The organism is Rhodococcus sp. 3258 (genome assembly GCF_031456475.1).
Taxonomy (GTDB): domain Bacteria; phylum Actinomycetota; class Actinomycetes; order Mycobacteriales; family Mycobacteriaceae; genus Rhodococcoides; species Rhodococcoides fascians.
Window position 1 is genome coordinate 130,122 of record NZ_JAVDUT010000010.1, and the last position, 26,239, is coordinate 156,360.

Genomic DNA, 26,239 nt, shown 5'->3' on the forward strand with positions numbered 1-26,239 from the left:
GGTGTCGGTCTCGCGGCGAAGGGTGTCCGCGAGACGGGAGCAACCCCACGTTCTTCCGAACCGGGCGGTCGCATTTCCTTCCACCATGTCGCACCGCGTGCGAGCGTCGTTACACCTCGAGCCGAGACGGCACGCCCCGGCTCAGTAGTGCTCGCGAAAACCGCCGATAGCGGTGATGGAATTGCCGTCGGGATCCGTGGCCGTGGACAGCCGAACACCCTTGTTCGCTTCGACGATGTCGGCGAAGTCGATTCCGCGCGAGTGGGCCGCCGACACGAACGGTTCGAGGTCGTCGACCGCCACATTGACCAGCGACGAGCCTGCACGCTCGGAATCGACGGTCACCTGCACCCATGCTCCGGGAGCGGCCTGCCACTCCACCAGTGTCGACATCGGATTGTTGTCCGCCCGGCGGTCGAACAACGTCTCGTACCAGGCGTTCGCGATATCGATGTCCCGGACCGCCACGACCGCGAAAATGTGTCTGAACATGTCGTTCTCCTCCGTTGCTGTCGGGTTCTGCACATACGGACCGGTGCCGAGGGCTCGACTCACCGGACAGAACTTGTCGGTGGCTCGAGTAGGGTCGTCACCAGTCCGAATTCGGGCGTTCTCAGACGAGCAGGCAGGGGACTTCGACCGTGTTGACGCTCCACCGCGCCGAACGTGCAGGAACGCTCGCTGCAGCCCTCGCCGATGTTCTGTCGGAGCCGTTGCCCGATGCCTTCGTGCCCGAAATCGTGTCGGTGCCGGCAAGAGGTGTCGAGCGGTGGCTCACCCAACGTCTGTCGAGCGTCCTGGGCGCTCCCGACGGTGATGGAATAGCCGCGAACATCGAGTTTCCGAGCCCGGCGAGGTTGGTCGCGCGCACCATCTCCGAGGTCGACGGCATCGATCCCGACGACGACCCGTGGTCTCACAATCGAGTGCTGTGGACCGCGCTGTCGGTGATCGACGACTGTCGCACCGAACCGTGGGCCGCGGTGCTCTCCAAACATCTGGGTTCGGGGTCGGACGATCATCGGGTAGGGCGCCGCTGGTCGACGGCCGCGCACATCGCGGAGCTGTTCCGCGCCTATGGATCTCAGCGACCGCAGATGCTGCGCGACTGGCGCGCCGGACGATTCACCGACGGGCTCGGCCAGGAACTGGACGACGACCTGACGTGGCAACCGCGGATATGGAGCCTGGTACGCGAGCGGATCGGCAGTCCGAGTCCCGCCGAGCGCCTTCCCGATACGTGTTCGACACTGCGATCGGAACCGAACGCGGTGGACCTACCGTCCAGGTTGTCGGTGTTCGGTCCGACTCGGCTGACCGCCGACCAGCTCGACATCCTGCACGCGCTCGCGCACCACCGCGACGTCCACATCTGGATCCCGCACCCCAGCCCGTCGATGTGGGCCACACTCGCCGACATCCCGGCGGCCACCCGACGGCGCGACGATGTGACCGCTCTGGCCGTCGAGCACCCGCTGCTGGCGAGTCTGTCGCGCGACGTGCGGGAACTGCAAACAACCATCGGCTCGATCGCCGATCACACCGTGCACCACGAAGGGCCCGAACCAACGCGGACCTTGCTCGGAACGATCCAATCCGACATCGCCGGCGACGAAGTGCCCTCCGACGCAACGACGGTCGGCGATCCAGCGTTCGCCGACGGCAGCGTGCAGGTTCACGCATGTCATGGGCCTGCTCGCCAGGTCGAGGTGCTGCGCGAGTCTCTGCTGCATCTGTTCACCGACGACCCGACTCTCGAACCCCGTGACGTGCTCGTCATGTGCCCGGACGTCGAGACCTATGCGCCGCTGATCCGTGCCAATTTCGGCCAGGCCACATTGGTGCATCCCGGTCATCGACTGCGGGTCCGGCTTGCCGATCGGGGCCTGCGTCGCACCAATCCGGTACTGGATGTGGTGGCGACGGTGCTCGACTTTTCCGAGGGGCGAGTGACGGCCAGCGAACTACTCGATTTCGCGGCGAGCGGCCCGGTGCGGCAGAAGTTCTCGTTCACCGACGACGACCTCGAACGCCTCCGCGAATGGGTCGCCACGTCCGGAGCCCGTTGGGGTTTGACGGTGCGACAACGAGAATCCTTCGGGTTGAACAACTTTCGGCAGAACACCTTCAAGTCCGCACTCGACCGTATTCTCCTCGGAGTGGCGGCGGACGAGAGTGGGAACGACTATCTCGACCTCGCGCTGCCCCTCGACGACGTGGACAGTAACGACATCGGGCTTGCGGGCCGATTCGCCGAGCTGGTCGACCGGCTCGCCTCGGTACTACGGGCGCTGTCCGGGCGCGCCCCCGTGACCGAATGGACGCGGCAGCTCGGCCGCACCCTCGATCTGCTCGCCGACGTGCCCACCGCCGACGAATGGCAACTGGCGCAAGCGCATCGCGAGATCGCCGAGGCCACCGAGCACGGCGACACCGCCGAGCTGCGGCTGGCGGATGTGCGCGCCATGCTCGGTGGCCGGCTCACCGGCCGCCCCACCCGAGCGAACTTTCGCACCGGAGAGCTCACCGTGTGCACGATGGTGCCGATGCGATCGGTCCCGCACCGCGTCGTGATACTTCTCGGTCTCGACGACGAGGTATTTCCCCGCGTCGGCAGCCTCGACGGAGACGACGTCCTCGCACGAGACCCGGCCGTCGGCGAACGCGACATCCGCAGCGAGGACCGACAGCTACTGCTCGACGCCGTGATGTCCGCCGAAGAAAAGCTACTGCTTTTCTACACCGGTGCCGACCCCGTCGACGGATCGACCAAACCGCCCGCGATCCCACTGCGCGAGTTGATGGACGTTCTCGACGTGACCGCCGGCCGTAGCGTCGAACACCGGCATCCACTGCAGCCCTTCGACCCTCGGAATTTCGAGGCCCGACACCCGTTCAGCTTCGACACGGTGGCGTTGGCGGGCGCCGTGTCTCAGCAGCGACCGTCCGTACCGGTGCCGTTGTTCTTGCCAGATGCACTGCCCCCAGCGAATTCGGGCGACGTGGAACTCGCGGACGTGATCGCGTTCGTGGAGAATCCGGTTCAGGCGTTTCTGCGTCAACGTCTCGGGTTTCGAGTTCCCGAGCTCGAAGACGATCTGGCGGACAGTCTCGACATCGAACTGGATCCGTTGTCTCGGTGGAACATCGGCGATCGGATGTTGGCAGCGGTGCTGGCCGGCACGGACATCGGCGAATTCGCCGACGCCGAGTGGCGGCGAGGCACGTTGCCTCCGTTTCATCAAGGTCGACGCGAGATGTCCGACATCCGCCGAGTCGTCGGAATCATCGCCGACGCGGCCGCGCCGTTTCACGACGGCCCGGCCGAGACCACCGACATCGTGGTCGATCTCGGTGATGGGCGACGTCTGACCGGTACCGTCATCGGCATTCACGACCGGACACTCGTGCGTTCGTCCTATTCACGGCTGGCGGCCAAGCACAGGCTCGCGGCGTGGGTGCGTCTGCTGGCGGTGGCAGCGTCCGAGCCGGGGGAGTGGAGCGCGGTCACCATCGGGCGCGCCAGCGGAATGCGTCCGCCTCGCCGGTCCCGCCTGACGACCCCTCCGAATCCCCTCGCGGTACTCTGTGACGTGGTGGACCTGCGGGATCGCGGATTGGTTGCGCCGCTGCCGATCTCGACCGGGACGGCAGCTGCCTACGCGGAGAAGCGGTTCGGCGGCGGATCGATCGAGGACGGTTACGAATCTGCCGGTTGGGCGTGGCGCGGCGATTTCGGTGACGGCACCGACCGATCGTTGCGATACGTGCACGGCCCGACGCTCTCGTTCGGAACGTTGCTCGATCCGAGCCCTCTCGACGACGAGACCGACCCCGCGAACGAGCAGAGCCGCTTCGGAGTTCTCTCCCGCCGGTTGTGGGATCCATTGCTGACCGCAGAGAACATGGGGAACGCATGACCGCCGCACGCGGATTCGACCTCCTCGGTCCGATGCCCACCGGGACGACCGTGCTCGAGGCCAGTGCAGGAACGGGCAAGACGTACGCGATCGTCGGACTTGCGGCGCGGTACATCGCCGAAGGACTGGCCGAGATCTCGGATCTACTGCTGGTGACGTTCAGTCGGGCCGCGACCCAGGAACTGCGCGATCGCACCCGCAGCCGGTTCGCGTCGATCGCCCGAGACCTCGGTGATCCGGACGCTGCGCGTGGTGCTCGCGACCCCCTCGTCGCCTTTCTCGCCGCGGCAGACGACGACGAAGTGGACAAGCGGCGCCGACGACTGCGTAAAGCGCTGTCGGACTTCGACGCCGGGACGATCGTCACCACGCACAGCTTCTGTCAACGCATGCTCGACGGGCTGGGTATCGCGGGTGAGCGCGAACCCGAATCCACGTTCGTCGAGTCGGTGTCGGATCTGCTCGAGCAGGTGGTCGACGATCTGTATCTGCAGATGTTCAGCGGCGACGACGAGGCACCACCGTTCGGGCGACGCGACGCCCAACAACTGGCCGCGGCAGCCGTCGGAGATCAACAGTCGATCCTGTACCCCGACATCGACGACCTCGACGGTGACGACGGCAACCGGGAAGCCGCCCTGCGGGTGCAGTTCGCTCGGGAGGCCCGCCGTGAGGTCGAGCGTCGCAAACGTCTTCTCGGCATCCGCGACTACAACGATCTACTCGGACTGCTGCACTCGGTGTTGTTCGATCCCGTGCACGGGGAGGCAGCATGCGCGCGCGTGCGAGACCGGTTCCGTGTCGTGTTGATCGACGAATTCCAGGACACCGACCCCATGCAGTGGGACATCCTGCGCCGGGCCTTTCACGGCTACACGACATTGATCCTCGTCGGAGATCCGAAGCAGGCCATCTACGCTTTCCGCGGTGCCGAAGTGCTGAGTTATCTGGATGCGGTGCAGTCGGCCGATCATCTGTACGAGCTGACGGCTAATTGGCGTAGCGACTCCGGGCTCCTCGACGCGTTGGACCATCTCTACGGAGGTGCCGCTCTCGGACACGACGATATCGTCGTCCATCGCGTCGAAGCGCGGAACCCGTTCTCGCGCATGGCAGAACATCGTCCGCTGCGGCTGCGCTATCTGCCGCGCACCGGAGCAGGACCGTTACGTTCGGGATTTCCGGCGGTGGATCGACTTCGCTCTCGGGTGGCTGCGGATGTGGCGGCCGAGATCGTGACGCTCCTGTCCGGGAACGCCGTCATGGACCGGCCGGACGGGCCGAGGACGGTCGAACCGCGGGACATTGCGGTGTTGACTCGCACGACCAAACAGGTTGCGCTGATTCGAGATGCGCTCGACGCAGTGGGTGTGCCGTCGGTGGTGTCGAGCAGCACCAGCGTCTTCGGCACCGACAGTGCTCGACACTGGTTGTGGCTACTGCAAGCGATCGAACAACCGCACCGCACCGACCGCGTCAGACTCGCAGCCCTGACACCTTTGCTCGGTTGGACTGCCGCCCAACTCGATTCCGGGGCCGAGGACGCTCTGTCGCAGGTGAGCAGCCGGCTGCGTGAGTACTCCGTGCTGTTCGACGAGGCGGGTTTCGCGGCAGTGTTCGAGCGGGTGTCGGCGCAGTCGGGTCTCGATGCTCGGTTGCTCGCGGTCGAGGCGGGGGAGCGCACGATGACCGACCTGCGGCACATCGCCCAACTGCTCAATCGCGCAGCGGTATCCGAATCGTACGGAATCACCGCTCTCACTCGGTGGCTCACCGATCGAATCAAGGAACCGGCAGCCGGCGGTTCCACCGATCGCAGTCGCCGGCTCGACAGTGACTCGGCGGCAGTGCAGATCATGACAACGCACGGGAGCAAGGGGCTGGAATTTCCCGTCGTCTACCTTCCGTACGCCTGGGACACGCTCTACTTCAGCTCACCGTCGACCCTGCTGCTGCACGAGGACGGCCACCGCATCCGGGACGTCGGCGGTCCCTCCGGGGCCGGCTACGCGGCACGAAAGCTCGTCAACGATCGTGAAGAAGCCGGAGAAGAACTACGGCTGCTGTACGTGGGACTCACCAGAGCCCAGTGTCAAGTGGTGTTGTGGTGGGCGCCGGGACGCAACACTGCTACGTCGTCGTTGCACCGCATGCTGTTCGGCCGCATTCCGGGGATCGCGCAGCCGGAGCCGTCGTACAAGGTGCTCGACGACGCCACTACCGCCAACCGCGTGCAATCCTGGGTCGGTCCGTCAGCGGATCTGATCTCGATCGAGGCAGTCGGCCCCACACCACCCTCGGACCAGCAGTGGGTTCGACCCGAGGAGGAACACCGCGACGTCACTGCCGCTCGCTTCGGGCGTGCTCTGGATCTGCTGTGGCGTCGAACGTCCTACTCGGCCTTGACCGCTCACGCGCACGATGCGTCGCCCGTCGAGCCGGAGGTGGGGGTGACCAGTGAGGCCGAGCGGCCCGAGAAAGCGGATGAGCCTGTCGAACCTCCGCTGGGAAGCGCGAACCCGGACGAGCCCGTGGACGGGATCGCGTCACCTATGAACGGAATGCCGGCCGGTGCCGCATTCGGAACCCTGGTGCACGAGGCCCTTGAGCACGTCGATACCTCCGCAGCCGATCTACTGTCTGAACTCGAGCAGCGCTGCAGAGCTGCCGTTGCCTCACGGATGGCAGATGTCGATCCGACGGCTCTGGCAGCCGCCCTGTTGCCGGTGATGCAGACACCGCTGGGCTTCGGGACGCTGGCCGACATCGCGCCGAACGACCACCTGGCCGAGCTGGATTTCGAGCTACCCTTGGCCGGAGGCGACGACCCGGTGGAATCGAGCGTGACTCTGACATCGGTTGCGCAGCTGCTGCGTCGACATCTCGACCCGGCGGATGTCCTCGCGGACTACGCCGATCTGCTCGATGCGGTGGAAGCCACCCCACTGCGCGGCTTTCTCACCGGAAGTATCGACTCCGTTCTTCGGGTACCCGGCCCTCGCTACATCGTGGTCGACTACAAGACCAACCGCCTGGCCCGAGGCGATCTGACGACCGGCAATTTCACGCGCGAGAAGATGGCGCAGGAGATGATGCGGTCGCACTATCCGCTGCAGGCCATTCTGTATGCCGTTGCGTTGCACAGGTATTTGCGATGGCGGCAACCGAACTACCGGCCGGAGACGCATCTCGGCGGAGTGCGGTACCTGTTCGTTCGGGGCATGGTGGGGCCGCAGACTCCGGCCGGCTGCGGTGTGTTCGACTGGGATCCGCCTGCGGCACTGGTGGTCGAGTTGTCGGATCTGCTCGCCGGAAAGGTACAACGATGACGAGTGTCTCGACGGCGCTGCGAGGCAGCGGAATTCTGCGGTCCTTCAACGACGCCGGTGTACTGACAGCGGCCGACGTGCACGTGGCGTTGCGGCTCGGTGCCCTGGCCGGGGAAGCCTCCGATCCGGTGCTGCTCGCCACGGCTCTGACGGTGCGCGCAGTGCGATCAGGATCGATATGTCTCGACCTGCAGCGCCTGCGGGATGTCACGGTGGACGAGGAATCGGACGTGGATCCGAGCCTTCTTCCCTGGCCCGATCTGTCCGACGTTCTCGACGCGTTGGCGGTCAGCCCGCTCGTGGTCGGCAGCGCCAACGGGCCGTTGACGCCGCTGAAGCTGGTGCGCACCGACCTGGGTGAACTGCTGTACCTGGATCGATATCACCTGCAGGAGAATACAGTTCGAGGCATACTCGACGCTCGATCGCAGTCGCACCCCGTCGTCGACGGTGCAAAGATCGACCGTGCGTTGGCCGAATTGTTCATCGACGAATCCGGCGCACCCACCACCCCTCCCGATCGACAACGCATTGCAGCAGCCCTCGCGGCGACGCACTGGACCACGGTCATAGCGGGCGGGCCGGGCACCGGTAAGACCCACACGGTGGCTCGAATTCTGGCGCTGTTGGTTCGAGAACACGGCAGCGATGTGAGAATCGGTCTTGCCGCCCCCACCGGCAAGGCTGCCGCTCGTCTGCAGGAGTCGGTGGCCGAGCAAGCGGGACTGCTGGGTCTCCCGGCAGAACTGAAAGCAATGACTCTGCATCGCCTGCTGGGGTGGAAACCGGGCAGCAAGACCAGGTTTCGTCATGACTCCCACAATCGACTGCCGTACGACGTGGTGGTCGTCGACGAGACGTCGATGGTGTCGTTGACGATGATGTGCCGGCTGCTCGAAGCAGTTCGACCGGAATCGCGGTTGATACTCGTGGGCGATCCCGATCAGTTGACGTCCGTCGACGCCGGAGCAGTGCTGGCCGACCTCGTCGCACGGCCGGTCACCGGCACCGAGAACCCTGTGTTGGCGCACCTGGTCGACGCGGATTTCGACGCAGCCGAGGATCCGGACGAGGCGGCGCTCAGTGCGTTCGAGCGAGACAGGTTGCGCGGCGGAGTGGTTCGGCTCAGCCGCGGTCGACGATTCGGTGGCGCGATCGCCCGTCTGGCCGTCGCAGTTCGAGACGGCCGCGGTGACGAGGTGATGAAACTACTCGAATCCGGTGACGACCAGATCTCGTTCCATGCACCCGAGGACACCGACGCATTGCGGGCCGACGTGGTCGACACCGCCGCCGAGGTCACAGCGGCGGCAACCCGCGGTGACGCCGCCGCGGCGCTGCTGGGACTGGAGAAGCATCGACTTCTGTGCGCGCACCGTGAGGGGCGGTGGGGCGTTGCGCTGTGGGATCGGCTGGCACTCGAGTGGGTGGGAGAAGCGAACAAGGCCTTCCTCGACCCCGCCTACTGGTACCCCGGTCAGCCGCTGCTGGTGACGGCCAACGATCACGAAGCGCGAATCTACAACGGAGACACGGGTGTTGTGGTGTCGGGTGAGAACGGAACTCCAATGGCTGCTTTCGCGCGGGGTCGCGGCCACGTTCTCATTCACCCGAACGTCCTCTCTGCCGTCCAGACCGTGTACGCGATGACGATTCACCGGAGCCAGGGAAGTCAGTACGACACCGTGTCGGTTCTGTTGCCCGTCGAGGCATCGACTCTGCTCACTCGCGAGTTGCTCTACACCGCGATCACCCGTGCGCGGTCGCATGTACGGGTGATCGGCACCGAGGAGGCCATCCGAGCCGGAGTCGAACGTCAGGTCCTGCGGGCCAGCGGATTGCGGCGAAGGATTCTGTAGCAGTTCAGCGACAGGCGTGCCGGTCCGATCCGGCTGCAGCTGCGATACTGCGGGCAACCAACAGCCAGGTTCGGGCCAGTCCCGTCCACACCGCGATCGAGGTGCCTGTTCCCTCGGCTGCGCTGCGGTCCGAGTGTGCGGCAGCCGAGCGATGCAGGGCGAGCGCGTGTACACCGAGTTCATCGATGTCCGCCCCCACGCACACCGAGTGCACTGTTTGCGCGTCGGCTTTTCGACCGGTCAATTGGCACAGGGTGTGCAGTGATCGCAGTTCGTCGGGAACGTCGGTGATGTCGAACGGGGGATTGGTCGGTGTCGAGTCGACACGGCTGTCCCCGGCAGTGCTGGACCGGACGCCGACGATTCCGCGCTGGAGGTCGATCGGCCCCGAGGCGGCTCCGTCTGCGGCGACGCCCCACACGCTGAGAAACGACGGATGGGGAACGTTCCACAGCTCGCGGAACGCCCGGGTCACCATCTCGGCGACGAGAGCAGCGTCGGCCCTCGAATCCGTTCGGGTGAGATCGATGATCGACCCGTCTGCGACGGGCTTGCCTCGGTCCAGCCACCCGAAGTCGAGCAATTGAACGTCGAGGGTGACCGACTCGGGTGCCTGTGGATACAGCAGGGAGGGCAGCGACGCGATCGACACCAGAGCCCCGTCTCGAGTTGCTGCGATGTCGATGTACGGCCGGAGCCCACGCTCGCCGGGGCTGGCCTGCGCGGCCGTCACAGTGATGTAGTCCCGCATCGGCAGCGACCGCAGGTGCGCGTGCAGATTCTCGGTGAACGTGCCCCATGCACGCGCGGTGGTGGAGTCGAAATGGTCGTTCTGCACTGCGTTCACGGTGCACACCCTCTACTCGGACGAGAACTTCATTGCTGTGCCCGTGACGGTAGCGAGGGGGTCCGACAAGAACGGCCCGTCAGTAGACGTCGCGCAGATAGCGCTTGGCGCGCTTGAGGTCGTTCACGTAGTCCTCCGCGGCGTCGGAGGAGCGCCCACCGTGTTCGGCGACGACCTCGTGGAGTGCCTCGTCGACTCCCTGCGCCATGCGTGACGCGTCTCCGCAGACGTAGATCTGTGCGCCTTCTTCGAGCCAGCCGTACAGCTGCTTTCCGGCCTCGCGCATGCGGTGCTGTACATAGATCTTCTCGAACTGGTCACGCGAGAACGCCAGATCCAGCCTGGTCAACAGACCGTCACGCTCGAAGTCCGTGAGTTCGTCCTCGTAGAGGAAGTCGCTCGCTCGATGTTGGTCCCCGAAGAACAGCCAGTTTCGGCCCGACGCACCGCGAGCCCGTCGTTCGTGCAGAAACGCACGGAACGGTGCCACTCCGGTGCCCGGACCGATCATGATGATCGGAGTGTCGTCGGAAGGAAGTCGGAACGACTTGTTGGCCGAGAGAAACACTCCCGCTTCCTGCGCGTCGCCGACACGATCTGCCAAGTACGTCGAGCACACCCCGCCGCGATCTCGCTCGGCCGATCGATATCTCACGGTCGACACGGTGAGGTGAACGCTTCCCTCGTGCGCTGTCGGCGACGACGAGATCGAATAGACGCGGTGCTGCAGGGGACGGAGCAGGCCCAGGAATTCAGCGGGGTCGAGAGCACCCGACCGGTCGAGGTCGAGAACGTCGACGACGTCGCGTCCCCATGTCCACGCGTCGAACGACGCCCGGTCGCCGTTCTGGAGCACGTGGTCGAGTTCGGCGTCACCGGCCCGCTCGGCGATGGCTTCTATCAGGTCCATCGACGGTATGCCGATTTCGTATTCGGTGGTCAGGGCCTGGGCGAGGCTGATTTCTCCGGACTTGGTGTGGACGGCCGTGTCTGCGGGGACACCGAGACGGTCGATCACGGCCGAGACCAGTGCGGCGTCGTTGACGGGTTTGACGCCGAATCCGTCTCCCGGCTCGTAGGTGATTCCGCTGTCACCGAGGTCGATCGAGAAGTGTCGTACTTCTTTTGCAGAGGTGGGACCGGACAGCAATCGGTTGCTCGACACCTGCGCGCGGTACGGATTCTTCCGATTCCACGGTGACCGCTTCGATGCTGTTCGGGTGGTGCCGAGGTCGCCGGTTCGAGCGTCGATGTCCTGTACCTGCCTTGCCGTAGCTGTCGTGATCGGTCGAATGTCGAGAGTTCGAGAACCCCGCGGTATCGAAATGCCCGAACTGATCGAAACCTTAGTAGGGACCGCTCAGTTGCGGTGCAGCACCTCGATACCGTCTACGGAGTAGACGACGTCGTATCCGGTGGTCAGTGCCCGGTCGATCGCCTGCCGATCGCCGCGTTCGTCGGTCGGCCAACCCGCGGGCCGTTCTCGGTTGACGACGATCCAGTCCGGGACGGTCGAATCGGTCGGTCGCTGCGGAAACACCGATACGTCGTGGTCGGCGACGAGTTGTGCCACGAGGTTGTTCGACGCTGCAACGCGGTCACCGGCCGGGATCCACGCCGAGATATCGCGAGCAGTGGCTGCTTGTGGATCGACGCGCCACTCCTCGGCGTGCACCATCCGCGACATGGGCAGGAACGGTAGTGCCACCAATGCGAACGCAGCGACGAAGGCGACGATCGCTCGTCGACCTCGTTCGGTCAGCTGGGCGTGGCGCTCGCTGCGTGCCAAGGCGTCGATCAGGGCGACGAAGACGATCACCATCAGAATGGCGTTGTAGTGGTAGATCGGTTTCCAGAAGTTGGTGTTGTCGCTGAGGAAACGCCAGGCAACCGTCGGTACCGCGACCAGCAGGAGTGGAGAGCGCAGCGCGAAGAACCCCGTGACGGCAAGCAGCAGAAACGCCGTCGCGGCCCGGGAGTCTCCGGCAACCAGCCCGTGCGCGGTATCGGCGATCCCTTCGCCAATGGGCGGCAATTTCGAGCCCTGGCCGTACGAGTCGTCGGAGCTCAGCGCGGGAACGATCACCTTGACGGCCACTATCACCCAGGTCAGCCCCCACACCGCGGTCATCGCTCCCAGGATGCGCGGACGGCCGGTGGTGAACAGGGCAACCAGCGCGCCGATGACGACGACGGTCAAACCCATGTCCTCTTTGACGAACACCAGCGGAAGAGCCCAGGCCAGAGCGGGCACCCAGCGTTCGCGAACGAGAGCCACCAGGGACATCGCCAATAACGGCATCGCGAAGGCCACTTCGTGGAAGTCGAAGTTCAGCGCGGCTTGTACGCCCCACGACAGGCCGAACGCGCCGGCAATCACTGTTCCGACGACAGTGCCGAATTTCTGCACCGCCAATCGGCTGATCGGAATCACCGCGAGCGCGAACAGAACCGCCTGAGCGATGAGCAGCGTTTCGGCATGAGGGAAGACGCGATACACCGGGCCGAGCAGGGCCGTGATCGGCGAGAAGTGATCGCCGAGAGTGTTGTAGCCGGTGCCCAGCAGATCGGAGGTCGGAGCCCGAAACTGCGAGTACGACGCGACCTGCTGCACGAATATTCCGAGGTCGAAGCCCGATGTGCGCAGTTGGCGGTGGCCGAGAACGGACATCGTCGAGTACAGCGATGCAAGGAGTACGAACGCGACGGTCGGGACCATCACATCGGGAGACCGGAGTCTCCTGCGCAGACGGCCGATGGCACGTGTGCCGGTCGTAGTTGCGGCGACGCTATCGCCGTCGGTGACGACCTGGGATTTCTCGGTAGTGGTCACGAGATGGCATGTCTACCGGACCGACGTGAGATCTTCCTGAGAAACGCCGGTCAGCGCTTGCGTTTCTTTCCTTGCGTGCGTCGCGGCGGCTGCGAGGTCAGGTGGTAGTACAGCGCGTCCTCGGAGTCCTCCACGACGACGTCGATGTAGTCGCCCACCTCGAGGTAATCGTTGACTGCGATGCGATCGGTCGAGCCGATCACGGCTTTGACCGACCGTGCGGGGACGAGCCCACGGCGCCCGTCCGGACCGACGGCCAGGGCGTAGCGAGGGCCGGTGCGCGTGACGCGTGCCCGGATGAAGTCGGGGTCCTTGGGGATCGGGTCGGGTGCCACCACGCTGCCGTCCTTCGAGGCGGCGGTCAGCGAGTCGAGCTGCGCGGCGAGATCGTCGGCCATGGCGTCGACCTGATCGAGCAGGTGCGCCATGTGCGCGGCGTAATCCGTGTGCTTTTTGGTCGGTTTGAGTGCTTCACCGGGCTTGTACATGTCCTCGTGGGTCAGCTCGCCCCACGCGTCCTGCAGCCGAGTCTTGACCTGAACCTCCACCTTCACGTCGAGGTCGCCCTGATGAGTGGCCACTCGTACGACAAGCACAGCGTGATATGCCCGGTATCCGCTCGGCTTGGGAAACGAGACGTAGTCGGTGGGCGGCTGCGCGAACCGCACCGAGCATTTCGGATCGGTACACGCGCGCTCGAGTGCGGTGACGAACGAGAGCTGGTCCCGTGGGGTCTTGCACAGCACCTTGATGCCGACCAGATCGGGCAGTGCGTCGGCCACGGCGTCGGCGTCGTGCGGTTCGCTGATGCGTCCCTCGGACAGATATCGACGGAGTTTGTCGGCAGATCTACCAGGGTCCTTGATCCGCGCGGTCTGGGCATTGAGTCTGTCTCGGTCGACATCTTCGAGTATCTCGTCGGCGATGGTCTCCAGAAAATTCTGTGCGGTGACGAGTGCGGCTTCCCACGCGCGACGACGATGCAGATACAGCTCTTCTACCAAGTCGTCGATGCTGCTGAGCGATGTCACGAGCCGAGGTTAACCCAGAGGCCCGACCAATCCCGGCGGTGGCGCGCGATCGGCCGTCGATGCGACCGAACCCGGTTTAAGCTCTTCGGCATGACCGTGGCATCTGTGCAGAACGACGACTTCGTCGCGCAGTTCGATCCGTTCCGTCGCGAGCTGTTGGCGCACTGTTACCGCATGACCGGGTCCATCCACGACGCCGAGGACATGCTCCAGGAGACCTACATCCGCGCCTGGCGGGGGTACGCCAAGTACGAGGGCCGATCGTCGCTGCGCACCTGGCTGTATCGAATCGCAACGAACACGTGCCTCACCGCCCTCGAGGGGCGAGCCAAGCGTCCGCTTCCTACCGGACTCGGCGCGCCGAGTTCGGGCCCGACCGACGAGCTGGTGCAGAACAACGAGGTGCCGTGGCTCGAACCGATTGCCGACTCGGATCTGGCCGACTCGAACGACCCGGCCACGTTGGTGGTGGGGAGGGAGTCGGTTCGCCTCGCGTTCGTGGCGTCGCTGCAGCATCTGTCGTCGAGACAACGCGCAGTGCTGTTGATGCGCGAGGTGTTGCAGTGGAAGGCCTCCGAGGTCGCCGAGGTTCTCGCCACGACGACCACTGCGGTCAACAGCCTCCTGCAGCGGGCCCGCGAGCGACTCGAAGAGATCGCTCCGGAACTGGACAACGTGGAACCCATCGAATCTGCCGAACTGCGCCAGCTCCTGGCCCAGTACGTGGAGTGCTTCGAGCGTTACGACATCGACCGGCTGGTCACACTCTTCACCTCGGACGCGGTGTGGGAGATGCCCCCGTTCGTCGGCTGGTATCAGGGAGCCGAGACGATCGGATCGCTCATCCGAAACAACTGCCCCGCCCAGGGAGCGGGCGACATGCGGATGGTGGCGACATCAGCGAACGGTCAACCTGCGTACGGGCTCTACATGGTGGGCGAGGACGGAATACATCGACCGTTCCAACTACACGTTCTCGACGTCGACGCTCGAGGCGTCGGGCATGTCGCCTGCTTCTTCGATCTGTCGCTGTTCGATCGATTCGGACTGCCCGACCGCCTCTGAGCGACATCAGCTCGTCGGAACGGCCGAGGGGTCCATCCACATCACTTCCCACACGTGACCGTCCAGATCACGGAATGCTCGGCCGTACATGAACCCATGATCCTGCGGTTCCATCCACTTCGATCCACCCGCGGCGATGGCCGCGTCCGTGAGTGAGTCGACCTCGGCGCGGCTGTCGGCCGAAATACACATCAGTACCTCACGAGCCGACGTCGTGTCGCAGATCGAATCGGAGATGAAATCCCCGAACCTCGATGTGGCCAGAAACATCACCGTGGCCTGGTCGCTGACGATCATCGAGGCGGTGTTCTCGTCGCTGAAAATGTCGTTGAACTCGAACCCGAGACCCTCGAAGAATGCGCGGGTGGCCACGACATCGCGGACGGGCATATTGGCGAACAGCAAACGGGACATGGATTACACCTATTCGTCGGGTACCGGCACGACCGTCGAACAACGGTCGTGCCGGTACAGACAACGGTCCGTCGACAAATTCACCGGTGCCGTGCCCAGACACGACGCGGCCCCGCCGAGACGTGCTCGACGGGGCCGCGGACTGCGAAATAAAGGGGGAAGGACGTTACCGAGTGATCTGCGCGAGGCGGGAAAGCATCCGCGAGAAAACTCGGCCGTCGTTGCCGAGATCGGCGTAGGGGTCTGCTGTCGTGTCCGACACGGTGGCGTCGGGCGTCACGGCAGCGAGGGTGCGCGCCAAGCGGGTGCGGCGCTCGATGGCGTCGAGGATGTTGGCGTCCAGCGTTGAAACTTCGTCGAAGAGTTGGTCGACGTCTGCGATCGCGTTGTCGGCATTGCTGGTGCCGGCTGCGAGCGAATCGATCTGAACAGTCACATCGTCTCCTTTTGTTCGCGTCCTGAGGTGTGAGTCGTTCGTCCGAGCCGAACCGTTACAACCCAAAATGTGTGAACGCGATGTTTCGTCTCGCAAACCAAGATGCCCACTGGACGGGCCTGGGCCAACCTTTACGGGGTGTGATGCTGCATACAGTTCGTTCGGTTCGATTTTCTCCGGCCTTCCGAACCGAGGCGTCGGAGTGGTTGCGCTCACGCCGTTCCGGGTAGCCAGGTCGTCGATACCCCCACGTGCAAGGAGTGAGCGATGCGATACGACTACCTCATCATCGGCGGCGGAATGGTTGCCGACAGTGCTGCTCGTGGGATTCGTGAACACGACGCAACGGGTTCCATCGGGATCTTCGGAGCCGATTCCGACGAGCCGTACACGCGCCCTGCGTTGTCGAAGAAGTTGTGGACCGACAGCGATTTCGGCCGTGATCAGGTTCCGCTCGGCACCGCCTCGGACACCGGTGCCGAGGTCCATACGGGTACGCGTATCGCGTCGGTTGACCGGTCGAAGCAGGCGGTCACGACAGCGGCCGGCGAGAACCACGAGTACGGAACGCTCTTGTTCGCAACCGGCGCAGCGCCCACGCAGATCGACCTGTCGCCCAGTCCACGAGTGATCTACTTCCGCACCTTCGCCGATTACCGGATGTTGCGGGAACTGACCGAGACCGCGGAGCACATAGCGGTGGTGGGCGGCGGCTACATCGGAACGGAAATCGCAGCAGCGCTGTCTCAGCAGGGTGTCAAAGTCACCCTCGTCACGTCCGACGACGTCGTGGGCAGCCACATGTTCCCCCGCTCGCTGGCCGCCGGGTTCGACAAAGGGTTCTCCGATCACGGGGTCACCGTGCGCCGAGGAACCAAGGTCACGTCGGGTGCGGAGGCTTCGGCTCGTGTTCAACTGCAATTGGACGACGGGTCCGCGGTGGAAGCAGATGGGGTCGTGTTCGGTCTCGGCGTCCGGCCCAGCACAGACCTGGCCGAGGCGGCAGGTCTCGAGGTGGACAACGGCATCGTCGTCGACGAGTTCCTGCGCACCGCGGACGAGCACATCTACGCGGCCGGCGACGTGGCCAACTATCCGGACGCCATTCTCGGTCGCCGACGCATCGAGCACGTGGACAACGCAACCGAGATGGGCAAAGCGGCGGGCCGCAACATGGCAGGTGCCGGCGCGGCCTACACCTACACTCCGTACTTCTACTCCGACGTGTACGACGACGGCTACCAGGCAATCGGAACGGTGGCAACGTCGATGAACACGGTGGAGGACTGGAAGACGATCGGCAAAGAAGGCGTCGTCTACTACCTCGACGACGATGCCGTCGTGCGCGGGGTACTGATGTGGAATGTCTGGGAGGGGCTGGACGAGGCGCGCACCTTGCTGGCCGAGAAGAAGCCTCACACGGAGGAAACCCTGAAGGGGTTGATCTGAACTTTCTGGAACACTCGACGGCGAGCACGCCGGACCGCGGTGCGACCGAGGAGAAATGATGTCTCAGTTCGATGCAGGCGATTCGGCACAGCAGCGCGCTCGATTCGATGACCGGGTGCATCGCCTCTGTGCCGACTGTCGGCTACCCGGCCATTCCGAGCCGTTGTCCGACGCCGCCGCAACGGCCGTCGCGGCGGGCAGGGTCGATGAAGCAACCAGAACGGTGCTCATCGCTCGGTGGCGTGCGGGGCGTTCTCTCCCGTCGGTCGGGGGATTCGGAACCTTGCGGCAGTTGGTGGACGAGCGGGATCGATGGCGTGCCAAGGATTCGTCGGGTAAGCCCGGCGCGGCCCTGGTCTACAAGTTGCGAGTCGCGGAGTCGAACAAGCGGATCGAGCATCTGCGAACCACGGTGGTGATGTCGAACCGGCACTACGCCAACGGCGTCCGCGCGGCACGTAAGGAACGTCGCGAAGGTATTCATCTCGACCTGGAACAGCGCGACGCGGTCTTCGATGCATTGATGCACACGCCCGCACCCCTCAAGTACGGGGTGCTCGCCGAGCGAGGTCTGACGTTGGCGGACGCCGCAAAGGATCGAGTCAGCACGCTTGCACGTAGAACGCCCATCGACAAACGGGTGCAGTGGGCAGCCGGGGTGGTCGATCAGTTGATCGATCGCAAAGACGACCGATTCTCGGACCGCTACGACACGCTGCTGTTTCTCGCGGGCACCTCGTTCGATCGCATACATCGCTCGCCGGCGTGGCAGTCGACGTACTTCGAGTTTCAGCGAAGCCAGGTCGATCTGTTCGTCGAGCTCGCCGAAATCTCGGTCGATGCAACGTCTTTGCGCTCGGTAGGGGACGAGTTGATCCGTATTGGTCGGACGATGGTCGACGAGGACACGGCGGAACAGGTCGAATCACGTCGCCGCGCACTGGAAGTCGTATGGACCCAGTTGACGGGACGAGTGGCTGCGTTGGTTCGTTTGGCCGATCTGGTCGAGTCTTCGGAGGGTGAAGCACGTACGTCGGACGCCATGGCTCGCGCCCACAGCCTGGACGATCGAATAGACGATCTCGTCGGACGGTCGGGGAGCCGGGAGATGTCGGCAGAGAACACGCACTTCGTCGGTGATCAGGTGCACTCCCAGTGGCGCGATCAGGTGCCCACGTCGACACCCGACCGCGCCGTCGAGCTAGGCGATGATGGCGAAGAGAATGCCGGCAACCGCGAAGCTGACCACGGACAGAATCGTCTCGAGGACGGTCCACGTCTGTAGCGTCTGCTTGACGGTGAGGTTGAAGAACTTCGAGATGATCCAGAAGCCTCCGTCGTTGACGTGGCTCGCGATGATCGAGCCCGCTGCGATGGACATGGCGATCAATGCGACGGCGGGGGCCGAATAGTCCTGCGCTGCGACGAGTGGGCCCACGATGCCACCGGTGGTGACGATCGCGACGGTGGCCGAACCCTGTGCGACACGCAGCGCACAACTGATGATGTACGCCAGGACGATGATCGGTAGACCCGCTGCCGCCATGGTGTCGGCCAGTGCAGTGCCGATCCCTGTGGCAGAGATGACCTTTCCGAAGAATGCACCCGCGCCGACAACGAGCAACAGCATGCCGACCGGGCGCAGCGACTCACCTGTGAGCTTGCTCAGTTCCTGAACGGTGGACCCGCGGCGGATGCCCAGAACGTAGAACGCGATCAGCACGGCAATGAGAAGTGCGACGGCCGGAGTGCCGAAGAATGTCAGCACTTCGAGCAGATTGCCCGGGTCGAGGAGGATGCTGCCGAAGGTCGCACCGAGGATGAGGACCAGCGGCACTGCGATGATCGCGCCGATGGTGCCCACCGAGGGAGGCGTCGTGACCACCGGTCGTGCGGTGGTGACGGCACCGGCGCCACCGTTCGAGTCGCGGAGCGAGTCGTCCCCGTCGTTGATGAAGTCGTCCGGAACCTCGACGATGATGCGCTTGCCGATCCAGTTTCCCCATACCAGGCCCGCAGCGATGAATCCGGGTATGCCACAGATGAAGCCGAACAGGATCAGCCAACCGAGATTGACCTCGAGCAGTCCACCGAGTGCCACCGGCCCGGGGTGCGGCGGCAAGAATGCGTGCGTCATCGACAAGCCGGCGAGCATCGGCAACGCGTACAGCACCAGCGACTTTCCGCCTTGGCGCGCAGCGACGTACACCAGCGGGGCGAGCACGAAGATGCCGATGTCGAAGAACACCGGGATACCGAAGATCAATCCGAGCAGGCCCATCGCGACGGGAGCGCCGCGCTCGCCGAAAATTCCTAGCAACTTGGCGGTCAACGCCTGTGCGCCGCCGGACTTCTCGAGTATGGCCCCCAGTACGGTGCCGAGGCCGATGATGACGGCGATGTGCCCGAGAATTCCGCCGAAGCCGGTCTCGAGCAACGACTCGTTGCTCTTGATCGCGGTTCCGACGATTTGATTGACCGGAAGACCGGCAGCCAGGGCCAGGCCGAGTCCGACGATGAGCAGTGCGACGAACGGTTCCAGTTTGATCTTGATGATCACGACGAGCAACACGGCGATTGCTATGCCGCACAGCACCAGAAGGCCGGGTGTCGAGGTTCTCAGCCAGTCGACGGCAGGATTCATGACAGTTCTTTCTCGTTGGCGGTTTCGATGGCGTGGACGAATGCCCGGGCTCGTGCTGCGATGTCGTCCCACTGAGCGGTAGCAACAGAATTCGGCGGCACCACATCCGTGCCGGCAGTTACAGCCATGGCTCCGGCTGCCAGAAAGTGCGCGGCATTTGCGGCGTTGACGCCGCCGGACGGGACCAGACGTGCATCCGGGAACGGACCGAGCAGATCCTTGAAATAGGCCGGTCCGACGGTGCGCGCCGGGAAAATCTTCACCGCGTCTGCACCGAGGTCGAGCGCGGTCATCACCTCGGACGGGGTGAGTGCCCCCATCATCAGCGGTATGCGCGCGGCGGTCACCACGGCGGCGACGTCTGACCGCAGCCCGGGTGTCACGACGAAACTGGCACCCGAGTCCAGGGCGGCCCGGGCTTGATCGGCTGTGAGGACCGTTCCGGCCCCGACGATGGCACCCGCATCGGATGCGGCCCGGATGAGGTCGAGGACTCCCGGCGTGGTGAACGTGAGCTCCACAGCGCGAATTCCGCCGCCGGCCAGGGCGTGTGCGAGTGCGGCGGGATCCGAGATGTGCGGCGCGCGCACCACGGCAAGTGCGCGGTCTTCGAGAATTGTCGTCAGTGCATTCACGACGTCTGCTTTCTGGCTGAGTCCATACGCAGGGCATGGCCTGCCAAGGAGTGGGTGGGAAGAAAATCGTCTATCGCGAACGAGCCGTTGACCATCACGTGGCTGATTCCCTCGGCCTGCTGTTTGGGCTCTTCGAACGTGGCGGTGTCTCGAACGGTGTCCGGGTCGAACACCACGAGATCGGCAGCATGACCCACGGCGATCGTGCCGCGCCTGCGCAGTCGTAACCGTGCAGCCGGACGACCCGTGAGGTGATTGATGCACTCCTCGAGTGAGAGCAGTTGCTCGTCCCGCACGTAGTGGCCCAGATAGCGGGGGAACGTTCCCCACGCACGCGGATGTGGCTTTTCGCCTACGAGAATGGCGTCACTGCCGCCCATATGGCGCGGATGCTGCATGATCTCGCGAACGTTCTCCTCGTGCCCGACGTGCTGCAGGATGGTCGTGGCCAGAGCGTCGCGGCGTAGAAAGTCGAAGAACACGTCGACCGGCTCGAGCCCTTCGTCCGCCGAGATGTCGGCCATCGTGCGACCGACGTACCGGTCGAGTTCCGGGTTCGATACTCCGCTGAGCTGAATCGTCTCCCACTCGACGGTGACTCCGTGGCAGCCGTCCGAGCCGTCGACATCGACGTCCTGCGCTATGCGGCGACGCTCGGCCGGATCGTCGAGTCGTTCCAGCGCTCGGTCCGGCCCACCCGACATCGCCCAACTCGGCAGCAGCGCAGACAGAGTCGTGGCCCCGGGTAGGTACGGATACGTATCGAGCGTGACGTCGCAGCCGTCGGCGATCGCGGAGTCGACAAGATCGAGAAATTCACGTGCCCGACCACGATTGACACCGAAGTTCATCGTTGCGTGGGTCAGATGCAGGGCGCATCCGGTTTCTCTGGAGAGATCGAGCATCTCCTGGTAGGCGTCGAGTGCACCCGCGCCGTACGACCGGGTGTGGGGAGCATAGAACCCGCCGAAATCTGCCACTACCTCACACAGTGCTCGCAATTCGCCTGTGTCGGCATACATTCCGGGTGTGTAGGTGAGTCCGCTCGACATTCCGACGGCACCGTCCTGCAGGCCCTGCGCCAGCAACTCCTGCATGTGGGTGATCTCGGACGGCGTTGCGGGACGTCGATCGGCACCGACGGCCAGGTAGCGCAGCGTTCCCTGCGGAACCAGATATGCGGCGTTCGGAGTGATGCCACGGTCGAGTCGGGCGAGATACTCGGCAACCGTTCGCCAGAAGAAGTCCAGATCGACGGGATTGCCGTTCCACCCGGCGATCTGTCGCCGGATGACGTCCAACGTCGCATCGTCGATGGGCGCGTACGCGATGCCGTCCTGTCCGATCACCTCGGTGGTGACACCCTGGCTGATCTTGGCGAAGTGCCCAGGATCGGTCAGCAACCCCAGATCGGAGTGCGCATGCATGTCGATGAAGCCGGGGGACAGGACGTGACCTGGTGCTGCATCGACGATTCTGTCTGCACTGGAAAGGCTTCCGGGCTCGACGAGTGCTGCGATGGTGCCATCACGGACGAGAACGTCCCGACGCAGCCGCGCGGAACCGGTGCCGTCGATGACGTCGAACCCGCGAAATAGTGTGTCCGCCATCAAGTTCTGCTTCCTAGAAAAAGGTGTGTATCAGATCGACCACGAGTGGGTCGTCGCTGTCCGAGTCGTCCACGACGGGGATCAGACGCCATTTGTCGAACGCAGTGCAGGGGTGCGAGAGGCCGAGCCGCAGCACCGCCCCCACCGGAAGTGCGCCGGCGTCGTCTGCCGGTAGTCGAAGAAAAGCATGCTGGTCGTTGAGTGCCGTCACCTCCGCGGCCGGATCCAGGACTTCATTACCTCGAACACGTTGCGGGACGGGCATTCCTTCGTCGAAAGGAAAGTCGCGCTTACCTGCGTCCAGCAATGCGAGGCCGGGCTCGGGGCGTGACACCACTCGCGCCCATCCGTGCATCGCAGAAACCAACGGCGTCTCGGTTCGGGCGGGAGTCAGCGGTGAGATTTGCGAATAGAAGCCGTCGTCGTGCGCCACATAGGCCCCGGATCGGAGCACGACGTCGGTGCGCACGCCGTTGCCCGAGGTCAGAGAATGCAGGCGTTCGACCACTAGATCCTGGTACGCGCTCCCGCCTGCGGTCACAATGGCGTGATCGCCGTACAGTCCTTCGGCATCGAAGGTGCGATGCAGTGCGGCGAGAGTGTCGAGGTACGCACGTACTGCCGCGAGACCGGCCTCGGAACGGTCGTGGCTCAGGGCACCCTCGTAGCCGCCCACACCGGCCAGTTCGAGGCGCGGTGACGCGGCGATCTCCCGTCCTACTGCGACGGCCTCCTCGGTCGTTCGCGCGCCGGTTCGTCCGTGCTCGCCGCCGAGTTCGACGACGACGGACACCGGTCGATCGCCGTGGTCGGCAAGGATGCGGTTCATCTCTCGCACCGTGGCGACGCTGTCCGCCCAGCAGTAGAACTCGAACTCGGGATGCGAGTCCAGTTCGGCAGCAACCCAGTTCAGAGCAACAGGATCGACTTCGGCATTGGCGAGAACGATTCTCTCCACACCGAATGCGCGTGCCACCTGAACTTGCCAACCGGTAGCGAGGGTGATGGCCCAGCAGCCCGCATCCAGTTGCTGCTTCCACAGTTGGGGAGCCATGGTCGTTTTGCCGTGGGGTGCCAGGAGGACGCCCGCCTTCTCGGTCCACTGCGCCATCACATCGACGTTCGATGCGATGCGTGTCCTGTCGAGGGTGAGTACAGGAGTGGTGAACTCGGACAGCCGCGGCGCGGTGGCCAGAAAGCTCTCGGCGCTCTGTCCCCACGATCTCGCTGGGAGCGATTTGTGTTCGGGCCCCAGGAGTCGTCGACTCAGCGCCTCGACTCCGGCAGTGTCGATCACGGCAGTCTCCTCGAGTTCTGCGTTGCGCTATATGCAACGACGGTTGCGTATCGTGTGGTTCATTTGTAGTCTGCATCCAACGATGCATTCCCGCAAGAGTTCGAGGAGACGGACATGGCAGCCCCTCGGGTGGTGTGTGTAGGCGAAGGCCTCGCTGTCCTCGTCGCGGACCCTGGCCCACTGGAACGGTCGGAGACGTTCCATCGGACGGCTGGAGGTGCGGAAGCCAACGTGGCTCGTGTCCTCGTCCAACTGGGAATCGAGGCTGCGTGGGTCTCGCGGGTGGGTGACGACGGGTTCGGCCGATATCTGGTCGCGGAACTCGACGCTGCCGGTGTGGACACGTCGGGCGTGATCGTCGATAACGGGCGGCCGACGGGCCTCTACTTCAAGGAGCGCGGATCGGGGTCCGATCACCGTCACGACCTGCCTCTGGGAGACAGCGCGATGACGTACTACCGGTCTCTGTCGGCTGCTACTGCGCTCTCGCCCAACGATATTCACGACGAGGTGCGAGCGGCGATCGACTGCGCCGACATCGTCCATTTCACCGGCATCACCGTCGCCATCTCACCCACTGCGGAACAATTGACGCGAAGCCTCATGGCCGGCCCGTCCACTGTCAGCTTCGATCTCAACTATCGGCCGGCCTTGTGGGCCGGGCGTTCGGACGACGCGGCCCGCGTCCTCGGTGAGCACGTCCGCGGTAGCGACATCGTGTCGATGGGTGCCGACGAGGCCGCTTCGGTGTTCGGGACCTCGAGTCCAGTGGAACTACGCGAGATGTTTCCCGAGCCCCGTCATCTGGTGATCAAGAACGATGCGCACACGGTCACGGCATTCGAGGGAGTCGCGCGAGTCGACGTTCCCGCATTGACACTCGACGTCGTCGAAAAGATCGGTGCAGGTGACGCTTTCGCCGGCGGCTTTCTGGCCGCGTTGCTGATGGGATACAGCGCGGTGCAGCGTGTGCGATTCGGACATCTCTGTGCCGCAGGCGCATTGACCGGCGACGGTGATGTAGCAAAAGTCCTGCCGCACGACGAGCTGGCAGCACTGGCCGGAATCGACGACAATGCGTGGGCGACACTCGACTACGCGGCCGTGGCAGCGGTGCACACCGAGGCGGCGTTGTGAGCCAGAGCTTGTCGAGGGCGCTGACGATCCTGGGTTTGCTCGGGGACGGATCCAAGTCACTCGACGAACTCGCCGCAGTCCTCGGTGTACACAAGACGACGGTGCTGCGACTGCTTCGGACCATGGAATCGGACAGGTTTGTCAGCCATGGAGCAGATCACCGGTACCAACTCGGTTCGAGGCTGTTCGAGCTCGCAAATCACGCGCTCGAGCAGCGAGACGTGCGCACCGTCGCGCGACCGCATCTCGCTGCGCTGAACTCCGACACGGGCCAGACGGTGCACCTGGCCACGTACGAGGCGGGGGAGGTCATCTACATCGACAAGTTCGACGCACAGCAGAGCGTGCGGATGTACTCACGCGTCGGCCGGCCGGCACCGCTGCACTGCACCGCGGTGGGAAAGATACTGGTCGCAGGCCGCCCGCGCGCCGAACGAGAAGAGATCGCTCGACGCATCACGTACACGCCGTTCACGGAACGCACGATCAGCACACCGGAGCAGTACCTGCGCGAGCTCGAGCTCGTGGACCAGCAGGGTTTTGCGGAGGACCGTGAAGAACACGAGTCTTTCGTCAATTGCATCGGCTGCGCGGTGCACAACGGGACCGGAGACGTGGTGGCCGCGGTGTCCATGTCGGTACCGGACATGTTGCTCGACCATCAGCAGGTACTGGCTGCGCTGCCCGCAGTGCGCGGCACGGCAGCGGCAATTTCCGAAGGACTGGGCTGGCGGCCGCCCGATCGACATGACCGCTCACTGACAAACGACAGTTCGATGGAAGGAAAATCATGAGCGAAAAGATCGAAATCCGCACCACCGGTGCCCCGGCCCCGGCACACACCTTCTCCCAGGGGGTGCGGAAAGGGCCGTTCGTGCAGGTTTCGGGTCAGGGCCCGGTGGATCCGGCGACGAGCGAATACCTGTTCCCAGGTGACGTCGCCGCGCAGACCACTCGAACCTTGGAGAACGTCAAGGCAATCGTGGAAGCCGGCGGCGCGACGTTCGACGACGTCGTCATGCTGCGCGTGTACCTGACCAAGCGTGAGGACTTCTCGATCATGAACGACGCCTATGGCGAGTTCGTCTCGGCGAACACGACAGGCGACGTGCTGCCGAGCCGGACGACCGTGTTCACGGGGCTTCCGCGCGAGGAGATGTTGGTCGAGATAGACGCCATCGCCGTCGTCTGACTGAACGCTCGACCTAGATGTTCACACGAAAATTACATCTGACCTGGCGATTTGCGTAAGCGTTGGTCTTCGCGTAACTTTTGTCGAGTCAGAGCGACACGGACACCGACCCGGTCTTCACAAACCGGGACAACGAGGTTGTACGGAGTACGTCCTGAACAACCCAGACAAGGCAGAGGTTATCAGCCATGTCTGGGGTTCGAGCGTGTAAGCCCCGGACGTTGCCGTTCACACGGTGACCATGGTGTGTGCGTGTTCTTTGAGAACTCAACAGTGTGTCGATGAATGTCAGTGCCGAATTTTATTTGGTGAAAGCATTCGATGTATCAGCCATCCGCTTGTGGTGGTTGTTGTCGAGTGTTGCTTGAATGCTAGTTGAGTTTATTTGCTAGTGATTTGACTCTTTATGTTTATGACTGATTTGCAGTTTCGGCTGTTGATCGAGAGTCTTTTACGGAGAGTTTGATCCTGGCTCAGGACGAACGCTGGCGGCGTGCTTAACACATGCAAGTCGAGCGGTAAGGCCTTTCGGGGTACACGA

Annotated in this window: 19 protein-coding genes, 1 rRNA gene and 1 pseudogene; 10 read left to right on the forward strand and 11 right to left on the reverse strand. The window is 64.1% G+C overall.

Features of this window, described 5'->3' with window-relative positions; genetic code table 11:
* Positions 1-141 precede the first annotated feature (141 nt).
* The gene (locus J2X62_RS23240) at positions 142-492 is read right to left on the reverse strand and encodes a VOC family protein (RefSeq protein WP_310183698.1); all 351 of its coding nucleotides are present in this window, start codon (positions 490-492) and stop codon (positions 142-144) included.
* Positions 493-641: 149 nt separating this feature from the next.
* Between J2X62_RS23240 and recC the strand changes: the two genes are divergently transcribed.
* The 3 genes from recC to recD are packed head-to-tail and all read left to right on the forward strand — an operon-like array spanning position 642 to position 9,108.
* Complete coding sequence (gene recC / locus J2X62_RS23245) at positions 642-3,920, forward strand: exodeoxyribonuclease V subunit gamma (RefSeq protein ID WP_310183700.1); 3,279 nt, start codon at positions 642-644, stop codon at positions 3,918-3,920.
* The gene (locus J2X62_RS23250; protein WP_310183703.1) at positions 3,917-7,249 is read left to right on the forward strand and encodes a UvrD-helicase domain-containing protein; all 3,333 of its coding nucleotides are present in this window, start codon (positions 3,917-3,919) and stop codon (positions 7,247-7,249) included. Before recC ends, J2X62_RS23250 begins: the two co-directional genes overlap by 4 nt.
* A complete protein-coding gene (gene recD / locus J2X62_RS23255) occupies positions 7,246-9,108 on the forward strand; it encodes an exodeoxyribonuclease V subunit alpha (protein ID WP_310183706.1) in 1,863 nt (620 codons plus the stop codon). Before J2X62_RS23250 ends, recD begins: the two co-directional genes overlap by 4 nt.
* A gap of 4 nt (positions 9,109-9,112) precedes the next feature.
* Here recD and J2X62_RS23260 read toward each other — a convergent pair whose 3' ends face one another.
* The 4 genes and pseudogenes from J2X62_RS23260 to J2X62_RS23275 form a co-directional block, all read right to left on the reverse strand.
* Complete coding sequence (locus J2X62_RS23260) at positions 9,113-9,955, reverse strand: TY-Chap domain-containing protein (protein ID WP_310183707.1); 843 nt, start codon at positions 9,953-9,955, stop codon at positions 9,113-9,115.
* A 79-nt stretch (positions 9,956-10,034) separates the two neighbouring features.
* Positions 10,035-11,204: pseudogene (locus J2X62_RS23265) on the reverse strand (sulfite reductase subunit alpha); the annotation flags it as partial.
* A 111-nt stretch (positions 11,205-11,315) separates the two neighbouring features.
* Positions 11,316-12,788 carry a DUF2079 domain-containing protein gene (locus J2X62_RS23270; protein ID WP_222075436.1) on the reverse strand — a complete coding sequence of 491 codons (1,473 nt, stop codon included), beginning with the start codon at positions 12,786-12,788 and terminating at the stop codon, positions 11,316-11,318.
* Between the two features lie 50 nt (positions 12,789-12,838).
* Entirely contained in the window at positions 12,839-13,819 is a 981-nt protein-coding gene (locus tag J2X62_RS23275) for a GTP pyrophosphokinase family protein (RefSeq protein WP_027497694.1), read from the reverse strand.
* Positions 13,820-13,909: 90 nt separating this feature from the next.
* Here J2X62_RS23275 and J2X62_RS23280 point away from each other — a divergent pair, with 90 nt between their 5' ends.
* Positions 13,910-14,884 (forward strand): sigma-70 family RNA polymerase sigma factor, encoded by a 975-nt coding sequence (locus J2X62_RS23280; RefSeq protein ID WP_027497693.1) that lies wholly within the window; start codon positions 13,910-13,912, stop codon positions 14,882-14,884.
* A 6-nt stretch (positions 14,885-14,890) separates the two neighbouring features.
* On the opposite strand, the gene J2X62_RS23285 is transcribed toward J2X62_RS23280, so the two are convergent.
* Together J2X62_RS23285 and J2X62_RS23290 are read right to left on the reverse strand one after the other, a co-directional pair.
* The gene (locus J2X62_RS23285) at positions 14,891-15,298 is read right to left on the reverse strand and encodes a VOC family protein (RefSeq protein ID WP_310183711.1); all 408 of its coding nucleotides are present in this window, start codon (positions 15,296-15,298) and stop codon (positions 14,891-14,893) included.
* A 166-nt stretch (positions 15,299-15,464) separates the two neighbouring features.
* Positions 15,465-15,734 (reverse strand): hypothetical protein, encoded by a 270-nt coding sequence (locus J2X62_RS23290; protein ID WP_032364406.1) that lies wholly within the window; start codon positions 15,732-15,734, stop codon positions 15,465-15,467.
* 267 nt (positions 15,735-16,001) lie between these two features.
* Here J2X62_RS23290 and J2X62_RS23295 point away from each other — a divergent pair, with 267 nt between their 5' ends.
* Together J2X62_RS23295 and J2X62_RS23300 are read left to right on the forward strand one after the other, a co-directional pair.
* Positions 16,002-17,183, forward strand: a complete 1,182-nt coding sequence (locus J2X62_RS23295; protein ID WP_201011405.1) for an NAD(P)/FAD-dependent oxidoreductase — start codon at positions 16,002-16,004, stop codon at positions 17,181-17,183.
* Between the two features lie 58 nt (positions 17,184-17,241).
* The gene (locus J2X62_RS23300; protein ID WP_310183715.1) at positions 17,242-18,468 is read left to right on the forward strand and encodes a hypothetical protein; all 1,227 of its coding nucleotides are present in this window, start codon (positions 17,242-17,244) and stop codon (positions 18,466-18,468) included.
* On the opposite strand, the gene J2X62_RS23305 is transcribed toward J2X62_RS23300, so the two are convergent.
* Genes J2X62_RS23305 through J2X62_RS23320 form a run of 4 tightly spaced genes read right to left on the reverse strand, consistent with a single transcriptional unit; the run spans position 18,385 to position 23,369 of the window.
* Positions 18,385-19,827, reverse strand: a complete 1,443-nt coding sequence (locus J2X62_RS23305) for a gluconate:H+ symporter (RefSeq protein ID WP_310183716.1) — start codon at positions 19,825-19,827, stop codon at positions 18,385-18,387. The two genes, J2X62_RS23300 and J2X62_RS23305, sit on opposite strands and share 84 nt — an antisense overlap.
* Positions 19,824-20,462: a bifunctional 4-hydroxy-2-oxoglutarate aldolase/2-dehydro-3-deoxy-phosphogluconate aldolase gene (locus J2X62_RS23310; protein ID WP_310183718.1), complete on the reverse strand. Its 639-nt coding sequence runs from the start codon at positions 20,460-20,462 to the stop codon at positions 19,824-19,826. Before J2X62_RS23310 ends, J2X62_RS23305 begins: the two co-directional genes overlap by 4 nt.
* Complete coding sequence (locus tag J2X62_RS23315) at positions 20,459-22,072, reverse strand: D-aminoacylase (protein WP_310183720.1); 1,614 nt, start codon at positions 22,070-22,072, stop codon at positions 20,459-20,461. The genes J2X62_RS23310 and J2X62_RS23315 overlap by 4 nt, the downstream gene beginning before the upstream one ends.
* A 13-nt stretch (positions 22,073-22,085) precedes the next feature.
* Positions 22,086-23,369 carry an alanine racemase gene (locus tag J2X62_RS23320; RefSeq protein WP_310183722.1) on the reverse strand — a complete coding sequence of 428 codons (1,284 nt, stop codon included), beginning with the start codon at positions 23,367-23,369 and terminating at the stop codon, positions 22,086-22,088.
* Positions 23,370-23,483: 114 nt separating this feature from the next.
* On the opposite strand from J2X62_RS23320, the gene J2X62_RS23325 reads away from it, so the two are divergent.
* The 4 genes from J2X62_RS23325 to J2X62_RS23340 form a co-directional block, all read left to right on the forward strand.
* Positions 23,484-24,506 carry a sugar kinase gene (locus J2X62_RS23325; protein ID WP_310183724.1) on the forward strand — a complete coding sequence of 341 codons (1,023 nt, stop codon included), beginning with the start codon at positions 23,484-23,486 and terminating at the stop codon, positions 24,504-24,506.
* Positions 24,503-25,300, forward strand: coding sequence for an IclR family transcriptional regulator (locus J2X62_RS23330; RefSeq protein WP_310183725.1), 798 nt, complete (start codon positions 24,503-24,505; stop codon positions 25,298-25,300). Before J2X62_RS23325 ends, J2X62_RS23330 begins: the two co-directional genes overlap by 4 nt.
* A complete protein-coding gene (locus tag J2X62_RS23335; RefSeq protein ID WP_032384918.1) occupies positions 25,297-25,698 on the forward strand; it encodes a RidA family protein in 402 nt (133 codons plus the stop codon). Before J2X62_RS23330 ends, J2X62_RS23335 begins: the two co-directional genes overlap by 4 nt.
* Before the next feature lie 450 nt (positions 25,699-26,148).
* Positions 26,149-26,239, forward strand: a 16S ribosomal RNA gene (locus tag J2X62_RS23340); the annotation flags it as partial.